This window comes from Halomonas saccharevitans, assembly GCF_900116405.1.
GTDB classification, from domain to species: domain Bacteria; phylum Pseudomonadota; class Gammaproteobacteria; order Pseudomonadales; family Halomonadaceae; genus Halomonas; species Halomonas saccharevitans.
In genome coordinates, this window is the sequence record NZ_FPAQ01000004.1 from 107795 (window position 1) to 127650 (window position 19856).

A 19856-nucleotide genomic window follows, 5' to 3' on the forward strand; every position below is an offset into this window, starting at 1 on the left:
GTCAGTTGCCTCCGTGCAGGCGACGGATGAAGCGTCCCTGCCACAGGTTGATGGCCAGCAGCAGCGCCAGCGAGGTGGCGAGCACCACCGAGGCGATGGCCGAGGCGCCCACGTAGTCGTACTCCTGCAGCTTGACGAAGATCATCAGCGAGGTGATCTCGGTCTCGTAGGGCATGTTGCCGGCGATGAAGATCACCGCACCGAACTCGCCCAGCGAGCGCACGAAGGCGAGCCCGGTGCCGGTGACCAGCGCCGGCCACAGGTGCGGCAGGATCACCCGGCGGAAGGCGACGCCGTCCTGGGCGCCCAGGGTCATCGCCGCCTCGTCGATCTCGTGGGGCAGGTCCTCGAGGATCGGCTGCACCGTGCGCACCACGAAGGGGATGCTGGTGAAGGCCATGGCCAGGGCGATACCGACCCAGGTGTAGGCCACCTCCAGGCCCAGCGGGGCGAGCGTCTGGCCCATCCAGCCGTTGCTGGAGTAGAGGGTCGCCAGGGTGATGCCGGCTACCGCGGTGGGCAGGGCGAAGGGCAGGTCCATCAGCGCATCCAGCGCGCGCTTGCCGGGGAAGTCGTAGCGCACCAGCACCCAGGCCAGCAGCAGCCCGAAGGCGGCGTTGACCAGCGCCGCCACCGCGGCGGCGCCGAGGGTGATTGCATAGCTCGCCACCACCCGGGGCTCGCTGATGATGGCCCAGTACTCGCCGAGCGACAGGCCGGCCAGCTGACCCACCAGGCCGGTCAGCGGCAGCAGCAGCACCAGCGAGACGAAGGTCAGGCTGATGCCGAGCGAGAGCCCGAAGCCCGGCAGCACCCGCTGGGTGCGGCCGGGGAAGGGCAGGGGCAGGCGGGACCCGGCGGCGCGTTGGCTCATGGCGAAGGCTCCGCGGCGTGCCTAGCGGCGCTGCAGCTGGTCGAGCCGGCCGCCGCTTTCGAAGTGGGCCTCCATGGCCGCGTCCCAGCCGCCGAAGACGTCTTCCACCTTCAAGAGCTCGGTCTCGGGGAACTGGTCGGCGAACTCCGCCACCACGGCCTCGTCATGCACCCGGTAGTTGAAGCCGGCCAGCAGGCGCTGGGTCTCCTCGGCGTAGAGGAACTCGAGATAGTCGCGGGCGAGCTCCAGGGTGCCGTTGCGCTCGGCGTTGTCCTCGACCACGGCCACCGGGAACTCGGCCAGGATGCTGACCGGCGGCACGATCACCTCGTAGTCGTCGCTGCCGTACTCCTGGCGGATGTTGTTGACCTCGGACTCGAAGCTGATCAGCACGTCGCCGATGCCGCGCTCGATGAAGCTGGTGGTGGCGCCGCGGCCGCCGGTGTCGAAGACCTTGACGTTGCCGAGGAAGTCGCGCATGAACGTCGTCACCCGCTCCTCATCGCCGTCGAAGGCGCGCTCGGCGGCGCCCCAGGCGGCGAGGTAGGTGTAGCGGCCGTTGCCGGAGGTCTTGGGGTTGGGGAACACCAGCTCGACGCCCTCGGCGGCCAGGTCGTCCCAGCTCTCGATGCCCTCGGGATTGCCCTCGCGCACCAGGAAGGCGGTGGTGGAGTAGTAGGGCGAGGCGTTGTTCGGCAGCCGCTGCTGCCAGTCCTCGGCGACCAGGCCGGCATCGGCCAGCACCTGCACGTCAGTGACCTGGTTGTAGGTGACCACGTCGGCACGCAGGCCCTGGAGGATCGCACGGGCCTGGGCCGAGGAGCCGCCGTGGGACTGCTTGATGCTCAGGGTGTCGTCGTGGCTCGCTTCCCAGTGATCCTTGAAGGCCGGGTTGACGGTTGCGAACAGCTCTCGGGCGATGTCATAGGAGGAGTTGAGCAGTTCGCGCTCCTCGGCCATGACCGGGGCCACCACGCCGAGGGCGATGGCGGAGGCGACGAGGGTGCGGCGGAAGAGGGGCAGCGGCGACATGGTGACTCCTTGGGCGACGGTTTCCTTAGAGGGCTAAGGTAAACAGCGCCAAGTGGAATTACAATGCCGTCTTTTATTCCTTTTTAGAATTTGTGTATCCGTCGACGCTAAACCGCCGACGCCCTCGGCGAGGCCGAGGGCGTCGGGATTTGCGGGGCCGCACGTGGGCGTGCGGGGCGGTTGAGCGCTAGAGCCCCATGGCCGAGGAGGTGGAGCGCCGCGGGTCGGCGCCACCGTAGAAGCGACCGTCCTCGATCACGATCGACTGGGCGGCGCCCATCGCCGACTCCTGACTGATGGTGTGGCCCTTGCCCTCGAGCAGCTCCAGGGTGTCGGGGCTGAAGCCGGCCTCGATGCGCAGCTCGTCGGGCAGCCACTGGTGGTGCAGGCGCGGGGCGCTGACCGCCGACTGGATGTTCATGTCGTGGTCGATGACGTTCATCAGCACCTGCAGGGTGGTGGTGATGATCCGCGAGCCGCCGGGGCTGCCGGTGATCAGAAAGTTCTTGCCGTCCTGCTTGACGATGGTCGGCGTCATCGACGACAGCATGCGCTTGCCGGGCTCGATCTTGTTGGCCGCGCCGCCGATCAGGCCGTAGGCGTTGGGCACGCCGGGCTTGGCGGAGAAGTCATCCATCTCGTTGTTGAGCAGGAAGCCGGCGCCCGCCACGGCGATCCCCGAGCCGTAGCTGAAGTTGATGGTATAGGTGTTGGAGACCGCGAGGCCCTCGTCATCGGCGATGGAGAAGTGGGTGGTCTCGTTGGACTCATAGGGCAGCGGGTTGCCCGGGGCGATCTCCTCGCTCGGCGTGACGCGATCCATGGCGATCTCGGCGCGCAGCTCGTCGGCGTAGCCCTCGGAGGTGATGCCCTCGAGGGGCACGTCGACGAAGTCGGTGTCGCCCAGGTACTCCGAGCGGTCGGCGTAGGCGCGCTTCATCGCCTCGGCCATCAGGTGCATGGTGTTGGCCGCGCCGAAGCCCATGTCGCCGATGTCGTAGGCTTCGAGGATATTGAGCATCTGCACGATATGGGCGCCACCGGAGGAGGGCGGGCTCATGGCGTATACGTCGTAGCCGCGGTAGTTGCCATGGCTCGGTTCACGGATCACCGGCTGGTAGGCGGCCAGGTCCTCGCGGGTGATCAGGCCGTCATGGCGCTCCATCTCGGCGACGATCAGCCGGGCGGTCTCGCCCTCGTAGAACTCGCGGGCACCCTGCTCGGCGATGCGCTTGAGCGTCGCCGCCAGGTCCGGCTGGCGGAAGGTGTCGCCGACCTCGTAAGGGCTGCCGTCCTCCTTGAAGAACATCGCCTCAGTCGAGTCCCACTTCGTCAGGCGCTCGCGGGTCGCGCTTACCCCGTCTACGAAGCGCTGGGGCACCTCGAAGCCCTCCTCGGCAAGCTTGATCGCCGGCGCCAGGGCTTCGGCGAGGCTCAGGGTGCCGTACTCCTTCAGCGCCAGGGCCAGGCCCGCCACGGTGCCGGGCACGCCGGCGGCGCGATGGGTGAAGCGCGACCATTCGGAGACGGCGTTGCCGTCCTCGTCCTGGAACATGGTTTCGGTGGCGGCTGCGGGGGCCTCCTCACGATAGTCGATGGCGATGACCTCGTCGCTGTCTTCATCGGAGATCAGCATGAAGCCGCCGCCGCCGATGTTGCCGGAGCGGGGCTGGGTGACGGCCAGCGCGAAGCCCGCGGTGACGGCGGCGTCCACGGCGTTGCCCCCGGCGGCGAGCACATCGTGGGCGACCCGTGAGGCCAGGAAATGGCTGGTCGCCACCATGCCCTCGGCGCCCTCCTGGGGGTGAAAGCGCTCGCCTTCGAGGATGGCCGGCTGAGCGAGCAGCGGCGGGGCGAAGAGCAGCGTGCCGGCGAGCAGGCCGGCACTCAGAGGATGCGACAGGCAGCGGGTCATCATCGGGGTTCTCCGTTGAGGGTGGGGCGTGCCCTGATCACTATCGGCCGGGCTTGGCGAACCTGCAAGCCATACGGCGGGGGGCGAGATGCTGCTAGAATGCCGCCCATTGTGCCCCCTCGACTCTCACAGGAACCGATCGTCGCCATGACCGACTCCCGACTCGATTTCCAGCTTGCGCCCTCGATTCTCTCCGCCGATTTCGCCCGCCTGGGCGAGGAGGTGGACGATGTGCTGGCGTCCGGCGCGGACATCGTCCACTTCGACGTGATGGACAATCACTTCGTGCCCAACCTGACCATCGGCCCGATGGTCTGCGAGGCCCTCCGGCAGCACGGGGTGACCGCGCCCATCGACGCCCACCTGATGGTCAGGCCGGTGGATCGGCTGATCGGCGACTTCATCGATGCCGGGGCCAGCTACATCACCTTTCACCCGGAGGCCTCCGATCACATCGACCGCTCCCTGCAGTTGATCCGCGACGGCGGCTGCAAGGCGGGCCTGGTGTTCAACCCGGCCACGCCGCTCTCCTTCCTCGACTACGTGATGGACAAGGTCGACATGGTCCTGCTGATGAGCGTCAACCCGGGCTTCGGCGGCCAGTCGTTCATCCCCGGTACCCTCGACAAGCTGCGCGAGGTGCGCCGCCGTATCGATGCCTCGGGGCGTCCGATCCGCCTGGAGGTCGACGGCGGGGTCAAGGTCGATAACATCGCCGAGATCGCCCGCGCAGGGGCCGATACCTTCGTCGCCGGCTCAGCCGTGTTCAAGGCGCGCAACGCGGCCGACCCGCACCGCTACGACGGGGTGATCGGCGACTTCCGCCGGGCCCTGGCCGGCGCCTGAGGCGGCTCGATGAGCGCCGCCGATGCGCCGAGCCCGGCCGCCGAGCGCCTCTGGTATCTCTACCTGATCGAGACCGCATCGGGCGCTCTTTATACTGGCATTACCACCGACGTCGACCGACGGCTGGCCGAGCATCGTGGCGGGCGCGGCGCCAAGGCGCTGCGCGGCAAGGGGCCGCTTACGCTGGTGCATCGCGAGTGTATCGGCGAGCACGGCGCGGCGCTGCGCCAGGAAGCCGCCGTCAAGCGCCTGAGCGCCGCGGCGAAGCGGCAGTGGCTGGCCCGGCGCCGGGCCGGCGAATGATCACCATGGACGCGGGGCGCGGCCTCGCCAGCACAGGGAGCACCCCATGAATAGCCAATGGATCAGTGATTTCGTCCAGATGCAGGGCACCAACTTCGCCATCAACCTGGTGGCGGCCGCCGCCATCTTCGTGGTCGGGCGCTGGGCGGCGAAGCTCGTGCACCGGCTCTCGCTCAAGGCCATGCGGCGCGGCAAGGTCGATCCGCTGCTGGTCAAGTTCCTGGGCAATATCCTCTATGCCCTGCTGCTGGCCTTCGTGGTGCTGGCGGCGATCAGCCAGGTTGGCATCCAGACCACCTCGCTGATCGCGGTGATCGGTGCCGCGGGCCTGGCCGTGGGGCTGGCGCTGCAGGGGTCGCTGGCCAACTTCGCCGCCGGGGTGCTGGTGATCATCTTTCGCCCCTACAAGATCGGCGACTACGTCGAGGCGGGCGGCGTGGCCGGGGTGATCGAGGACGTACAGATCTTTACCACCGAGCTCAAGACCGGCGATAACCGCAAGATCATCGTGCCCAACGGCCAGATGATGAGCGGCGCCATCACCAACGTCTCGGCTCACGACACCCGGCGGGTCGATCTGGCGGTGGGGGTTGGCTACGAGGCCGACATCGACACCGTGCGTCGCGTGCTGCAAGGCGTGGTGGCCGACGACTCCCGGGTGCTGGCCGATCCCGCGCCGAATATCCGCATGAGCGCCATGGGCGACTCCAGCGTCACCTGGATCGTGCGACCCTGGGTCAGCGCCGGCGACTACTGGGACGTCTACTGGGAGATGATCGAGGAGATCAAGCGTCGCTTCGATCGCGAGGGCATCAGCATCCCCTTTCCCCAGCGTGACGTGCATGTCTATCACCACGGCGAGGCGGCGGGAGGCCTCGACGAGCGCTGAGCGCCGCGCAGGCTCCATTGACGAGGGCCGCCGGGGATACCCGGCGGCCCTCGTCGCGTTTCATCACGGCGTCAGTGCAGTTTCAGGCGCGGTTTCAGGAAGCGGTAGAGCCCGTCCACCACGACCATCAGGCCGGTCTTCAGGGTGCCGTGGATGGCGCGCTGGTGCATGCGATAGAGCGAGGCGTAGAAGAACTTCGCCAGGTGCCCCTCGATGAACAGGCTGCGCGCCGAGGCGCCGCGCATCAGGCTGCCGATCGCGTCGAAGTGCGCCAGCGAGATCAGCGAACCGCGGTCCCGGTAGACGAAGGACTTGAGCGGCTTGTCGGCGAGCCTGGCCTGTAGATTGTGGTACAGCGTGGCGACTTGCTGATGGGCGGCCTGGGCGCGCGGCGGCACCGTGCTGCCGTCCGGCTGCGGGCAGCTGGCGCAGTCGCCCATGGCAAACACCCGGGGATCCTCCGTGCTCTGCAGGGTGTCGTGGACCTTGAGCCGGTGGTTCTTCTCCGTCGGCAGGCCCAGCTGCGAGAGCAGTGCCGGCGCCTTGATGCCCGCCGCCCAGACGCCGAGATCGATCTCGATTCGCTCGCCGTCGGCGGTATGGATCGCCGTGGCCTCCACCCGGGTCACGCGCGTCTCAGCATGGATCTTCACCCCCAGCCGCTCCAGCTCACGGTGGACCGCCTCGCTGATGCGTTCCGGCAGCGCCGGCAGCACCCGCGGGGCGGCCTCGATCAGGTGCACCTCGAGCCGGTCGCTGTCCAGGGAGGTGACCCCGTAGCTGTGCAGCATCCGCGAGGCCTCGTGGAGCTCCGCCGCGAGCTCGACCCCCGTGGCGCCGGCGCCGACGATGCCCACCGCCATGCGCGCCGGCCGCTCGCGGCGCGGGTCGTTGTGGCGCAGGAAGGTGTTGAGCATCTCCTGGCGGAAGGCTTCGGCCTGGTGGGGGCTGTCGAGAAAGTGGCAGTGCTCGACAACGCCAGGCGTGTCGAAGTCGTTGCTGACACTGCCCAGTGCCAGCACCAGCTGGTCGTAGGCGAGCTCCCGGGCGGGCAGCACCTCGTCGCCGGCGTCATCGAGCACCGGGGCCAGCGTCAGGCTGCAGGCCTCGCGATCGATGCCGCCCAGGGTGCCGCGCTGGAACCGATAGCCGTTAAGGCTCGAGTGCGCCTGGTAGGAGATCTCGTCCAGCCCCGAGTCCAGCGCCCCGGTCGCGACCTCGTGCAGCAGCGGCTTCCAGATATGGGTGGCGTCGCGATCGACCAGCACGATCTCGGCGCGGCCGCGCTTGCCGAGCTTGCGGCCGAGCCGGGTGACCAGCTCGAGGCCGCCGGCCCCCCCGCCGACCACGACGATTCTTGGCAGGTCCATGTCACTCTCCCGAAAGGTTGAGGCTCCAGCATAAGCCTTAGCCGATTTCCTGCCCATGGCCGGTCCGGCATAATGGGTTATCGACTCATTCGACGAGAGGCGTCATGCACCCCATCCTCAACGACATTCGGCTGGTGGCCTTCGACCTGGACGGCACCCTGATCGATTCCGTGCCTGACCTGGCCGTGGCGGCCGATGCCGCCCTGGTGGATCTCGGCCTGGCGCCCCAGGGCGAGGCCCGGGTGCGCGACTGGGTCGGCAACGGCTCGCTTACGCTGATGGAGCGTGCGCTGCGGTTCGCAACACAGGCTAGCGAGTTGCCGCAGACTGATCGCAGAGGAGGTCCTATGCCAGGGGTGAGGAGAATTCCTCCGAACGGGCTGGCCATGGATGGCCGGCACCGGTCCTGCAAGCGGAGCAGGATGCGAGAGCGAAGCAGGGCATCGGTAGCGCCCAGGGAGGGGGTCACAGCGCCCCCTCGTAGATCAGTCGCCGGAAAAGCCTCGCTCGAGGCCGGTGAAGAAATCGATAAAGTGTTGCTAGAGCAGGCCCACACCGCCTTCCTCGCCCACTACGGCCGTGCCCCCTGCGCCCGCACCCGGCTCTATCCCGGGGCGCGCGAGGCGCTGGAGGGCTTGAGCGCGCGCGGGCTGCCCCTGGCGCTGGTGACCAACAAGCCGAGCGCCTTCATTGCGCCGCTGCTCGAGGCCTTCGACCTGGCGCGCCACTTTGCGCTCTGCCTGGGGGGCGATAGCCTGGCGGCGAAGAAGCCCGATCCGGCGCCGCTGTTGCACGTGGCGGCGCACTTCGACGTGGCGCCCTCGGCCTGCCTGATGGTCGGCGACTCGCGCCACGACATCGAGGCCGGGCGCGCCGCGGGCTTTCGCACCCTGGCGGTTCCCTACGGCTATAACCACGGCGAGCCGGTGGCGCTGAGCCGCCCGGATGGCACGGTTGAATCGCTTGCGGAACTCGTTTAGGGTGATTTTGTCTGGGCTATAATGAAGCCCGATAACGATAGTTTTTTGTTATAACGGATCTCGCGATCTCCTCCGATGGACACCCGCATGACGCTGGATGCCTTTTCCCGCCTTACCGCTGCTCGTCCCCTCTCGCGCCCCGGCATGGCCGGCGGCTGGCGATGGTGACGCTCGCCTGACCGGGCGCCCCGGCGGGGCGTCCCTCGATCCACCAGTGTCTTTCTCTCCACCGCGAGGACCCCGGGCATGATGACTCCCGAGCGCTTTCATGAGCTGGCCGACGCCGGCTATAACCGTATTCCGGTCACCCGCGAGGTGCTGGCCGATCTCGATACCCCGCTCTCGACCTACCTGAAGCTCGCCGACGCGCCCTGGACCTTCCTGCTCGAGTCCGTGCAAGGCGGCGAGAAGTGGGGGCGCTACTCGATCATCGGCCTGCCGTGCCACGAGCGCATCGAGGTGCGCGGCTTCACCGTCCGCCATATCGTCGACGACCAGCAGCTGGGCGCCGTGGAGGTGGAGGACCCCCTCGAGTGGATCGAGCGCTTCCAGGCCCGCTTCAAGGTGCCGCGCCTGGACGACCAGCCGCGCTTTGACGGCGGCCTGGTGGGCTACTTCGGCTACGAGACCATCCGCTACATCGAGCCGCGCCTGCGCGGCCCCCATGTCGACGCCAAGGCCGATCCGCTGGGCGTGCCGGACATCCTGCTGATGGTCTGCAACGACCTGGTGGTGTTCGACAACCTCTCCGGCCGGCTGACGCTCTGGACCCACGCCGACCCGGCCGAGGAGGCCGCCTACGCGCGGGCCGTGGAGCGCCTGGAGCGCCTCGAGATGCGCCTGCGCAGCGCCACCCACAACACCGTCAGCCCCGGCACCGGTCGCGCGGCGGTAGAGGAGGGCGACTTCACCTCCGGCTTCACCGAGGAGGGCTTCAAGGCGGCGGTGGAGCAGATCAAGGAGTACGTGCTGGCCGGCGACGTCATGCAGTGCGTGCCCTCCCAGCGCATGTCGATTCCCTACCGGGCCGCGCCGCTGGATCTCTATCGCGCCCTGCGCAGCCTCAATCCGTCGCCCTACATGTTCTACCTGAACCTGGGTGATCACCAGGTGGCCGGCTCCTCGCCGGAGATCCTCACCCGCCTGGAGGACGGCGAGGTCACCGTGCGGCCCATCGCCGGCACCCGCAAGCGCGGCCACAGCGAGGAGGAGGATCGGGCGCTGGAGGCCGAGCTGCTCAATGATCCCAAGGAGCTCGCCGAGCACCTGATGCTGATCGACCTGGGGCGCAACGACGTCGGACGCATCAGTGAGACCGGCTCGGTCACCGTGACCGACAAGATGGTGGTGGAGCGCTACTCCCACGTGATGCACATCGTCTCCAACGTGGTCGGGCGCCTGAAGCCCGGCCTCTCCGCGATGGACGTGCTGCGCGCCACCTTCCCGGCCGGTACCGTCTCCGGCGCCCCCAAGATCCGCGCGCTGGAGATCATCGACGAGGTGGAGCCGGTCAAGCGCGGCGTCTACTCCGGCGCCGTGGGCTACCTCTCCTGGCACGGCAACATGGATACCGCCATCGCCATCCGCACCGCGGTGATCAAGGACGGCCAGCTGCACGTCCAGGCCGGCGCGGGCATCGTCGCCGACTCGGTGCCGGAGATGGAGTGGCAGGAGACCCTCAACAAGGGCCGTGCCCTGTTCCGCGCCGTGGCCATGGCCGAGCGCGGCCTGGACAACCTCGAGTGACCCCTGATTCCTGTCGCCCGGCCCTGGCCGGGCGAGTGCCGGAGAGCGCACCATGTCCGTGCTGATGATCGACAATTACGACAGCTTCACCTTCAACGTGGTCCAGTACCTCGGGGAGCTGGGCGCCGAGGTGGCGACCCACCGCAACGACGCCATCACCCTCGACGAGATCGAGGCCCTTTCGCCGAGCCACCTGGTGATCTCACCGGGGCCCTGTACCCCCGACCAGGCGGGTATCTCCATGGCCGCCATCCGCCGCTTCGCCGGACGCATCCCGGTGCTCGGCATCTGCCTTGGCCACCAGGCGATCGGCCAGGTCTACGGCGGGCGCGTGGTGCGCGCCCCCCAGGTGATGCACGGCAAGACCTCGCGGATCCGCCACCTCGGCCAGGGCGTGTTCGAGGGCCTCGAGGAGCCGCTGGAGGTGACGCGCTACCACTCGCTGGTGGTCGAGCGCGAGGGCCTGCCGGACTGCCTGGAGGTCACCGCCTGGTGCGACGAGGACGACGTCACCCCGGGGCTGATCATGGGGCTTCGCCACCGCACGCTGGATGTGGAGGGCGTGCAGTTCCACCCCGAGTCGATCCTCACCCGCCAGGGCCATGAGCTGCTGGCCAACTTCCTGAAGCGTCGCTGAATCGTGCCCCAGTCAGAGGAGAAGAATCCCATGCAGATGCGAGAGGCCCTCGGCGCGGTGATGCGTCGCGAGAACCTGAGCTTCGATGAGACCCACGCCGTGATGCGCCAGATCATGACCGGCGAGGCCAGCGAGCCGCAGATTGCCGCCTTCCTGATGGGCATGGCGATGAAGGGCGAGACCGCCGAGGAGATCAGCGCCGCCGCCCAGGTGATGCGCGAGCTGATGACCCCGGTGCGGCTCACCGCCGACAACGTGGTCGACATCGTCGGCACCGGCGGCGACGGGGCGAACCTGTTCAACGTCTCCACGGCGGCGAGCTTCGTGGTGGCCGCCGGCGGCGCCCACGTCGCCAAGCACGGCAACCGCGGCGTCTCCTCCTCCTCGGGCAGCGCCGACCTGTTCGCCGTGGCGGGGATTCACCTGGATCTCGACGCCGAGCAGGTCGGGCGTTGTATCGAGCAGGTGGGCGTCGGCTTCATGTTCGCCCCCAACCACCATCCAGCGATGCGCTACGCCGTGGCGCCGCGTCGCGAGATGGGCGTGCGTACCCTGTTCAACATTCTCGGGCCGCTGACCAACCCGGCCGGCGTGTCCAATCAGGTGCTGGGGGTCTACGCCCCGGAGCTGGTCCCGCTGATGGCCGAGGTGCTCAAGCGCCTCGGCAGCGAGCACGTGCTGGTGGTGCATGCCGAGGACGGCCTGGACGAGATCTCGCTGGCCCAGCCGACCCTGGTCGCCGAGCTCAAGGACGGCGAGATCCACGAGTACACCATCATCCCCGAAGAGTTCGGCATCGAGCGCCAGTCGCTGGACCCGCTGCGCGTCAAGACCGCCGAGGACAGCCTGCGGCTGGTCGAGCAGGCGCTGGTGGGCGAAGGGCCCGCGGCCGACATCGTCGCGCTCAACGCCGGGGCGGCGCTCTATGCCGCCGGGGTCGCCGATACCCTCAAGGAGGGGGTCGCCATGGCCCAGGATGCCCAGGCCTCGAAGCTGCCGCTGGAGAAGCTCAAGGAGCTTGCCAACTTTACCCGCGTGTTCAACCAGTGAGGCCCGACATGACCGACGCTCCCGCGCTGCCGACGATCCTCGAGCGCATCCTGTCCCGCAAGGATCAAGAGGTGGCCGAGCGCTCGCGCGCCGTCTCCGAGCAGGAACTCCTGCGCCTGGCCGCCGAGCAGGACGCCCCGCGCGGCTTCGTCGCCGCCCTCGACCGGCGGATCCGCGCCGGCGATCCGGCGGTGATCGCCGAGATCAAGAAGGCCTCACCGTCCAAGGGCGTGATGCGCGAGGATTTCCGGCCCGGCGAGATCGCCGCGAGCTACGCCGAGGGCGGGGCCGCCTGCCTCTCGGTGCTGACCGATGCCGACTTCTTCCAGGGCCACGAGGACGACCTGATCGAGGCGCGTGCGGCCTGCGACCTGCCGGTGATCCGCAAGGACTTCATCACCCACGGCTACCAGGTGAGCGAGGCGCGGGCCATCGGCGCGGACTGCATCCTGCTGATCGCCGCCGCCCTTGATGATGCTCGCCTGGCGGACCTGCACCGCCAGGCCGTTGAGCTCGGCATGGACGTGCTGGTGGAGGTCCACGATGCCCTCGAGCTCGAGCGGGCGCTCAAGCTTGACCTCGCGCTGGTGGGCATCAACAACCGCGACCTGCACACCTTCGATACCCGGCTCGACACGACCCTGGAGCTTTTGCCGCGCATTCCCGCGGGCGTCACGGTGGTCACCGAGTCCGGCATCCACAGCCGCGACGACGTGCTGCGAATGCGCGAGCGCGACGTCAACGCCTTCCTGGTGGGCGAGGCCTTTGTCCGCGAGGCCGAGCCCGGCGAGGCGCTGCGCCGGCTGTTCTACTGATCTCTCGCCTGTAACAGCGACAATGCCAACGACAACGACAACGGGCAGCCTCGGCTGCCCGTTGTCGTTTTCGGCATCGAACGCGGCTCAGAAGCTGAGCTCGAGCCCCGCGAACCAGGTGGTGCCCGGATCCGGCTCGTAGTAGCGTCCCCCAAAGGCATTGATGCGCACGTTCTCGTTGTAGTCCTCGTCCAGCAGGTTGCGAATACCGACCTGTATCCCGAGTCGCGTGTTGCTGCCGCCCAGGCGCCAGGCGTCGCCGGCGCGCAGGTTGACCAGCCAGTGGCTGGGAATCTGCACCCTATTCGCGTTGTCGGCGTAGAAGGAGCCTGTGTACTGGGCTTCCAGGGTGGTGAAGCGCTCTCCGCTGCCGTACCAGTTCAGGCGGTTCATCCACAGCCGGCTCGGCAACCCGGGCAGGTCGTTGCCGTCGTAGGTGCCATCCTCGTCGCGAAAGCGCTCGAACGCGTAGTCGGCCAGTGTCAGCGCACTGGTCAGGCGCCAGGCCAGGCTGATGTTCCAGTCCAGCCCGAGCTCGATACCTTCCCGTCGGGTCTCGCCGGCATTCACGAAGAAGTCGCGACCATCCGAGGCCTGGAAGGGTATCAGCTCGTCGTCGACGAGCACCGAGAAGGCCGCCAGGTCATAGGTCAGCTGGCCGCCCAGCCGGCCACGCATCCCGACCTCGCGGTTCAGCGAGGTCTGCGGTTCGATGTCGGGGTTGAAGCCGCCGCTGCCGTCCGAGGGGGCGAACTCGGTGAAGGTCGGCGTCTCGAAGGCGGTGCCGAGGGTGGCATAGAGCTGATGGTTCGGGTGGAAACGCACGCTCAGCCCCAGGCTCCCGGTCCACTCGCGAAAGGTTCGGCTGCCGCTTTCGTCAGGGTCGTCGGTACCGACCAGGCGATCGTCGATGGTCATGCGCACGCTGTCGTGGCGAACACCGGCACTCAGGTCGAGTCGCTCGGTCAGACCGAGTTCGGTTTGCAGGAAGACACCTGCCGACGTGGCGTTCTGCTGTTCATCGGCACTGACGGCAATCGGCTGGCCTTTGCTGTCGACCCGTTGGCGTCCGCGGTCATCCTCCTGACGGGCCACGTCTACCCCCACCACGGTGCGCAGCGGGCGATCCGCCAGCGTCATCGGCAGGGTGGTGTCGAGACTGCCGCCGTAGTAGTGGCGCTCATAGTCGATCAGACTGCTACCGGGGAAGGGGAGCTGCTGCAGGAAGTCGCGTCGGCTGACGAAGGCACGGGCATTGAATTCGCCCTCCCCCATGGCGAGATCCTCGTAGTGCAGTCCGACCAGTTGCTGCTCGACCTCCTGCCGAGAATCCAGGTCGATCGCGACATCGCGGGCCTGACGGGCGTTATCGGCCACCTCGTCGGCCGTCAGCGCGCTGGGATCCTCGGCACGCGGATTATCGAGCACGTTGACCAGCGCCGAGAGAGTGCGGTCGTCGTCGAGCCGGACCCCCAGACGGGCGTTGAGCAGGCGCTTGTTCACGGCGCTCTGCTCGCGATAGCCGTCGAAGTCCAGTGCCGACACGCTGACGCTGTGGATCCATCGGCCGCTTTCGTCGCCGTTGCGAAGGCTCAGCTTGCGGAAGTCGTGGCTGCCACCCTGCACGGAGACCACGGGCGAACGAACCAGTTCGCTGCCGTCGCCGGTGCGGATATCCACCACGCCGCCTGCCGCATTGCCGTAGAGCACCGAGGAGGGGCCGCGAATGACCTCGATGCGCTCGGCGCTATCCAGGTCCACGGCATCGATCTGGGCCTGGCCGTCGGGGAGGGTGAAGGGAAAGCCGTCGACACGCACATGGATGCCACGTATGCCGAAGGGAGCCCGGGCACCGAAGCCCCGGATGGCGATCCGCTGGCCCTGGGCGAAGTTGTCTCGGTTCTGCAGGAAGACACCGGGAACCGTCACCAGGGACTCATCCAGGCGCACACCCTGCTGGCCCCGCTGGATATCCTCCCGGGTCAGGGTCGTGACGGCGGCCGGGGTATCGTAGAGGTCCCGGGTGAGTCGCGGGGCGGTCACCGTGATGGTGGGCAAGGCCGCGCTGCCGGAGGGGGTCTCCCTTGTCCTCCCGGCTGTCGAGGCCTTCGGTTGCCTGCGCCCAGGAGAGGGGGCCCCAGCAGGCCAGCAGCAGCAGCGTGAAACGATTTGCCATGGGCTCATCCCGTTCATGGGGTCGGCTTTAGCGTAGCGCCGGAACGGCCCGTCGGCTCAGCGCTGGAACAGCCATAGGATGGCGGAGACCACGAGACTGACCAGGATCATGGTGGTGATCGGGACGTAGACGGTGACCTGCTTGCGGCGGATCACGATGTCCCCGGGCAGGTGGCCGAAGGGCAGCCTCGAAAGCCAGGGCCAGAGCAGGTCCGCGGCGATGATCAGCAGTCCGACGAGAATCAGGGTGCGGTTCACGGATACGCCTCGGGCTCCCGCAGTGTCCCCGCGACTCGGCGCCCACCGGCGATGCTGCCGGTGGACGTCGGGGCTCAGCGCTGCTTGAGCCACCCCAGCAGGGCCTGCAGCGGGTGCGGCAGGGCCTGATCCGAGAAGCGCTTGGCCTGGCTCCGGCAGGAGTAGCCGGTGGCCAGCAGACGGCCGGCGTTGGCCTCGCTCTCCACCTGGGGCTGCCAGGACTGGGCGTAGATGGTCCGCGAGGTCTCGAGGTTTCGGGCCTCGTGGCCGTAGGTGCCGGACATGCCGCAGCAGCCGGTACTGAGCAGTTCGAGCTCCAGGTCGAAGGCGGCGAACAGCTGCTGCCAGGCCTTGGGGCTGCCCGGGGCGTTGGTCTTCTCGGTGCAGTGGGAGAGCAGCCGGAAGCCGGGATCCCGTTGGTCATGTTCCTCCGGCGCCACCCGGTGCGCCAGAGTCGAGGCCATGGTCACCAGCCACTCCTGGAGCATCAGCACCTCTGGCACGGCGTCCGGTCCCAACGCCTTCACGTACTCCTGGCGATAGGTCAGGGTCATCGCCGGGTCGATGCCGACCAGCGGCATGCCGAACTCGGCCAGCGTCCTCAGGCGCCGGGCCTGCTTCTCGGCGGTGCGCGCGAAGGCCCCTTGGAAGCCCTGGACATCGAGGGGCTTGCCGTTGGGCGAGAAGGGCGCCACGAAGACTCGCACGTCGAGCCGCGAGAGCAGCTCGACGATGTCCATCACCAGCCGCGCCTCGAAGTGGCTGGTGAAGGCGTCTTGGACGATCACCACGCTGCGGGCCTTCTGGGACTCGGTAAGCAGGCCGAGCGAGGTCGGCGTGGCCTGGGCCACACCCCAGGCGGCGAGCTGCTTCCTGAGACTCGCCCGGGAGAGTCGGGGGCTGTCCACCAGGCCGAGCGGGCCCGCCAGCAGGCGGTCGACCAGGCGGGTACCCAGCGCGGCGTTGTAGAGCGGGGCGACCCGGGAGAGCGCCGGGAGCAGGAACTCCATGCCACCCACCACATAGTCTCGCGCCGGGCGCAGGTAGCGGCCGTGGTAGGCCTCGAGGAAGCGCGAGCGGGAGTCCGGCACGTTGACCTTCACCGGGCACTGGCCGGCGCAGGACTTGCAGGCGAGGCAGCCGGCCATGGCGTCGTAGACCTCGTGAGAGAAGTCCGCCTCGCGGTCGCGGCGCCAGGTGTTGAGGGCGCGGCGGGGGAAGCGCTTGACGAAGCCCCAGGCGCCCTCGGCGCGCTGGCGGCGTGACTCCTCGATCAGGTCGACGCCGGCCTCGCCCTGCAGGCGCAGCCACTCGCGGATCAGGCTGGCGCGCCCCTTGGGCGAGTGGACTCGATCGCGGGTCGCCTTCCAGGAGGGGCACATGGCGTCGTCGGGATCGTAGTTGTAGCAGGCGCCGTTGCCGTTGCAGTAGACGGTGGCGGCGTGGGCCTGCCAGGCCCGCTCGTCGATGGTGCGATCGAACTGGCCGCGGGTGGGCACGCCGTCGATGGCCAGCAGGCCAGGGTCGACGAACTTGACCGCTTGGGCCTCGCTAGCCTCCTTGACCGTGCCGGCAGCGTCAGGCGTATCGGGGGCATCCCCCGGGGTGCCGGACCATCGCGAAGGCGCTGTGAACCCCTCCTTGGGCGCTACACTTGCCCTCCCTGGCAAATGACCTTCGCTCCGACCCGCCCCCGATATCTCGTCGTGGGAGAGAGAAGGGGAGGGAGTGCCGATGAAGGGCGTCGCGATCTTGCCGGGATTGAGCTGGTTATGGGGGTCGAAGGCCGCCTTCACCCGCTGCAGGCTGGGGTAGAGCTCGCCGAAGAACTCGGGGGAGTACTCCGAGCGCACGCCCTTGCCGTGCTCGCCCCACAGCAGGCCGCCATATTTCCGAGTCAGCGCGGCCACCTCGTCGGAGACCTCGCGAATTAGTCGCTCCTGCTCGGGGTCCTTCATGTCGATGGCCGGGCGCACGTGAAGAACCCCGGCATCCACGTGGCCGAACATGCCGTAGGCAAGCCCCCGGGCGTCTAGGGCGGCGCGGAACTCACCGATGAAGTCCGCCAGGTGCTCGGGGGGTACCGCGGTATCCTCGACGAAGGGGATCGGGCGCTTCTCGCCCTTGTCATCGACCCTGGCGTTACCGAGCAGGCCCACGGCGCGCTTGCGCATGGCGTAGACCCGTTGGATCTGTGGGCGGCCCTCGGCCAGCGTGAAGCCGAGGCGCTCGACGCTCGCATCCGTCTCAAGGTGGCGGCAGAAGGCCTCGACCCGCTGGGCCAGGCGCTCGGGGTCGTCGTCGTTGAACTCGACGAGGTTGATGCCGCGCACCGGCGTCTCCCCTGCCGGGAAGAACTCGGCGACGCTGTCCCAGACGAAGTCCTCCATGGCGAGCAGCAGCACGGTGTCGTCCACCGTCTCGATGGAGGTGGGCTGCGCCTGCGGCTGATCTTGTGAAGAGTCGAGCGCCTGCGGCTGGTCTTGTGAAGAGCCCATCAGCGCCTTGGCGTCGCGCAGGGCGTCCATGAAGCCCGCGTAGCGCACGTTGACCAGGGTCGAGTGCTTCGGAATCGGCAGCACGTTGAGCACCGCCTCATCGAGCAGGCCGAGCGAGCCCTCGGAGCCGCAGAGCAGGCTGTTGAGGTCGAGGCGACCCTGGGCGTCCCTGAGATGCGCCAGGTCGTAGCCGGTCAAACAGCGGTTGAGCGGCGGGAAGGTGGCCTCGATCAGGCCTCGCTGGGTGTCGATGATCTCCCGGGCGGTGCGGTAAGCCGTGCCGGTGACGTCGTCGCGCGCGCACAGCGGTAAGAGCGCCTCGTCGGCCAGCGGGCGGCTGACCAGGCGCTCGCCGCCGAGCAGCACGGTCGCAAGCTCGAGCACGTGGTCGCGGGTCTTGCCGTACTCGCAGCTGCCCTGGCCGCTGGCGTCGGTCGAGATCATGCCGCCGATGGTGGCGCGGTTGGAGGTGGACAGGTCTGGCGCGAAGAAGAGCCCATGGGGCTTGAGCGCGGCGTTGAGCTGGTCCTTGACCACCCCGGCTTGGACCCGCACCCGGCGGTTCTCGACGTCGATGTCGAGGATGGCGTTCATGTGCCGCGAGACGTCGACCACCAGGCCGTCGGTGAGCGACTGGCCGTTGGTGCCGGTGCCGCCGCCGCGCGGCGTGAGCACCACGTCACGATGCGCCTCGCGCCCGGCCAGGCGGGCGATGCGCCGAAGGTCCTCGCCATGCTTCGGGCTCAGCACGGCCTGGGGCAGGCGCTGGTAGATGGAGTTGTCGGTGGCGAGCACCGTGCGGGCGGCGTAGTCCGGGGTGATCTCGCCCTCGAAGCCGTCGGCTTTCAGCGCCTCGAGAAAGCGCAGGTAGCGGGCGTCGAGGCCCGGCAGGGTGCTGGCGTCAGCGGTGTCCAAGCGTGCGATCATGGCGTCGTGTTCAATCGTGGCGCCGCCGGGGCAGGGCCGGGCGGGGGAGAAGGGATGCCACTACTCTACCGCGAGAGGCCAGGGGGCGCATCCCGCTCGCCCGCGCCGCGTGGCGCCCCTGCCCCCTTTTGCCTACAATGGGCGGCCTGATTTTACCACCGCCCGACCTTCCTTCACCGACTGCAACGGACTGGATGCCATGCTCGATCCCAAACTGCTGCGCAGCGACCCCGACGCGGTCGCCCAACGATTGGCCACGCGGGGCTATGACCTCGATACCCAGCGTCTCGAAGCGCTGGAGTCCCGGCGCCGCGAACTGCAGGCCGAGACCGAGTCCCTGCAGAACGAGCGCAACACCCGCTCCAAGTCGATCGGCAAGGCCAAGGCCCAGGGCGAGGACATTCAGCCCCTGCTGGCCGAGGTGAGCGATCTCGGCGAGCGGCTCGATGCCGCCAAGGCCCGCCTCGCCGAGGTGCAGGCCGAATGGGACGCCCTGGTCAGCGGGATTCCCAACCTGCCCCACGAGAGCGTGCCGCAGGGCCGGAGCGAGGAGGAGAACGTCGAGTTACACCGCTGGGGCACGCCGCGGAACTTCGATTTCGAGGTGCGCGACCACGTCGACCTGGGGGCGCTCAAGGGCGATCTCGACTTCGAGCTGGCGGCCAAGCTCACTGGCTCGCGCTTCGCGGTGATGCGCGGGCCCATCGCGCGACTGCATCGGGCGCTCACCCAGTTCATGCTCGACACCCAGACCCTCGAGCACGGCTACGAGGAGTGCTACGTCCCCCACATGGTCAACGAGGCCTCGCTCTACGGCACCGGCCAGCTGCCCAAGTTCGGCGAGGATCTCTTCCGCCTGGACGACGAGCGCGGCTTCCACCTGATCCCCACCGCCGAGGTGCCGCTGACCAACTTCGCCCGGGACGAGATCCTCGAGCACAAGCTGCTGCCGTTGCGCCTTACCGCCCACACGCCGTGCTTTCGCAGCGAGGCGGGCTCCCACGGCCGTGATACCCGCGGCATGATCCGCCAGCACCAGTTCGACAAGGTCGAGATGGTGCAGATGGTCGAGCCGGAGAAGAGCTACGAGGCCCTGGAGGAGATGCGCGGCCACGCCGAGGCGATTCTCCAGGCGCTGGGCCTGGCCTACCGGGTGGTCACCCTGTGCACCGGCGACATGGGCTTCGGCGCCGCCAAGACCTACGACCTGGAGGTCTGGATGCCGAGCCAGCAGACCTACCGCGAGATCTCCTCGATCTCCAACTGCGAGGAGTTCCAGGCGCGGCGCATGCAGGCACGCTTCCGCCGCCCGGATCAGAAGAAGCCGCAGCTGCTGCATACCCTCAACGGCTCCGGCCTGGCGGTGGGGCGCTGCCTGATCGCGGTGATGGAGAACCATCAGAACGCCGACGGCTCGATCAGAGTGCCCGAGGCGCTGCGCCCCTACATGGGTGGCGTCGAGACGATCAACGCCTGACCCGGCTTCGCCGGGAGCTCGAAGTCCCAAGCTCGAAGCTGGAAGTGAACCGCCCCTTGGCAAG

General features: G+C 68.4%; 16 protein-coding genes. 9 read left to right on the forward strand and 7 right to left on the reverse strand.

The window, feature by feature from the left end:
• Position 1: 1 nt before the first annotated feature.
• The 3 genes from cysT to ggt form a co-directional block, all read right to left on the reverse strand.
• Positions 2-874: a sulfate ABC transporter permease subunit CysT gene (gene cysT / locus BM388_RS03420; RefSeq protein WP_089847236.1), complete on the reverse strand. Its 873-nt coding sequence runs from the start codon at positions 872-874 to the stop codon at positions 2-4.
• A gap of 21 nt (positions 875-895) precedes the next feature.
• Positions 896-1906 (reverse strand): thiosulfate ABC transporter substrate-binding protein CysP, encoded by a 1011-nt coding sequence (gene cysP / locus BM388_RS03425; protein WP_089847238.1) that lies wholly within the window; start codon positions 1904-1906, stop codon positions 896-898.
• A gap of 187 nt (positions 1907-2093) precedes the next feature.
• Complete coding sequence (gene ggt / locus BM388_RS03430; protein WP_089847240.1) at positions 2094-3824, reverse strand: gamma-glutamyltransferase; 1731 nt, start codon at positions 3822-3824, stop codon at positions 2094-2096.
• A 144-nt stretch (positions 3825-3968) separates the two neighbouring features.
• Between ggt and rpe the strand changes: the two genes are divergently transcribed.
• Genes rpe through BM388_RS03445 form a run of 3 tightly spaced genes read left to right on the forward strand, consistent with a single transcriptional unit; the run spans position 3969 to position 5859 of the window.
• A complete protein-coding gene (rpe, locus tag BM388_RS03435) occupies positions 3969-4667 on the forward strand; it encodes a ribulose-phosphate 3-epimerase (protein WP_089847242.1) in 699 nt (232 codons plus the stop codon).
• Between the two features lie 9 nt (positions 4668-4676).
• Complete coding sequence (locus BM388_RS03440) at positions 4677-4970, forward strand: GIY-YIG nuclease family protein (protein WP_089847244.1); 294 nt, start codon at positions 4677-4679, stop codon at positions 4968-4970.
• Between the two features lie 46 nt (positions 4971-5016).
• Positions 5017-5859, forward strand: coding sequence for a mechanosensitive ion channel family protein (locus tag BM388_RS03445; protein WP_089847246.1), 843 nt, complete (start codon positions 5017-5019; stop codon positions 5857-5859).
• A gap of 71 nt (positions 5860-5930) precedes the next feature.
• Here the strand turns inward: BM388_RS03445 and BM388_RS03450 are convergent, their stop codons facing one another.
• Complete coding sequence (locus BM388_RS03450) at positions 5931-7229, reverse strand: NAD(P)/FAD-dependent oxidoreductase (protein WP_089847248.1); 1299 nt, start codon at positions 7227-7229, stop codon at positions 5931-5933.
• A gap of 104 nt (positions 7230-7333) precedes the next feature.
• Between BM388_RS03450 and gph the strand changes: the two genes are divergently transcribed.
• The 5 genes from gph (at position 7334) to trpC (ending at position 12457) form a co-directional block, all read left to right on the forward strand.
• The gene (gene gph, locus BM388_RS03455) at positions 7334-8209 is read left to right on the forward strand and encodes a phosphoglycolate phosphatase (protein WP_089847250.1); all 876 of its coding nucleotides are present in this window, start codon (positions 7334-7336) and stop codon (positions 8207-8209) included.
• 249 nt (positions 8210-8458) lie between these two features.
• Positions 8459-9955, forward strand: a complete 1497-nt coding sequence (gene trpE / locus BM388_RS03460; RefSeq protein WP_089847301.1) for an anthranilate synthase component I — start codon at positions 8459-8461, stop codon at positions 9953-9955.
• A 52-nt stretch (positions 9956-10007) separates the two neighbouring features.
• Complete coding sequence (locus tag BM388_RS03465) at positions 10008-10592, forward strand: anthranilate synthase component II (RefSeq protein WP_089847251.1); 585 nt, start codon at positions 10008-10010, stop codon at positions 10590-10592.
• A 30-nt stretch (positions 10593-10622) separates the two neighbouring features.
• Positions 10623-11642: an anthranilate phosphoribosyltransferase gene (gene trpD / locus BM388_RS03470; RefSeq protein WP_089847253.1), complete on the forward strand. Its 1020-nt coding sequence runs from the start codon at positions 10623-10625 to the stop codon at positions 11640-11642.
• A gap of 8 nt (positions 11643-11650) precedes the next feature.
• A complete protein-coding gene (gene trpC / locus BM388_RS03475) occupies positions 11651-12457 on the forward strand; it encodes an indole-3-glycerol phosphate synthase TrpC (RefSeq protein WP_089847255.1) in 807 nt (268 codons plus the stop codon).
• A gap of 87 nt (positions 12458-12544) precedes the next feature.
• Here trpC and BM388_RS03480 read toward each other — a convergent pair whose 3' ends face one another.
• The 3 genes from BM388_RS03480 to BM388_RS03490 form a co-directional block, all read right to left on the reverse strand.
• The gene (locus tag BM388_RS03480) at positions 12545-14515 is read right to left on the reverse strand and encodes a TonB-dependent receptor family protein (RefSeq protein WP_175535027.1); all 1971 of its coding nucleotides are present in this window, start codon (positions 14513-14515) and stop codon (positions 12545-12547) included.
• A 174-nt stretch (positions 14516-14689) separates the two neighbouring features.
• Positions 14690-14890, reverse strand: coding sequence for a DUF2905 domain-containing protein (locus BM388_RS03485; RefSeq protein ID WP_089847259.1), 201 nt, complete (start codon positions 14888-14890; stop codon positions 14690-14692).
• A gap of 74 nt (positions 14891-14964) precedes the next feature.
• Positions 14965-18315, reverse strand: coding sequence for an FAD-binding and (Fe-S)-binding domain-containing protein (locus BM388_RS03490; RefSeq protein ID WP_089847261.1), 3351 nt, complete (start codon positions 18313-18315; stop codon positions 14965-14967).
• A 199-nt stretch (positions 18316-18514) separates the two neighbouring features.
• On the opposite strand from BM388_RS03490, the gene serS reads away from it, so the two are divergent.
• Positions 18515-19792 carry a serine--tRNA ligase gene (gene serS, locus BM388_RS03495; protein ID WP_089847263.1) on the forward strand — a complete coding sequence of 426 codons (1278 nt, stop codon included), beginning with the start codon at positions 18515-18517 and terminating at the stop codon, positions 19790-19792.
• Positions 19793-19856: the final 64 nt, after the last annotated feature.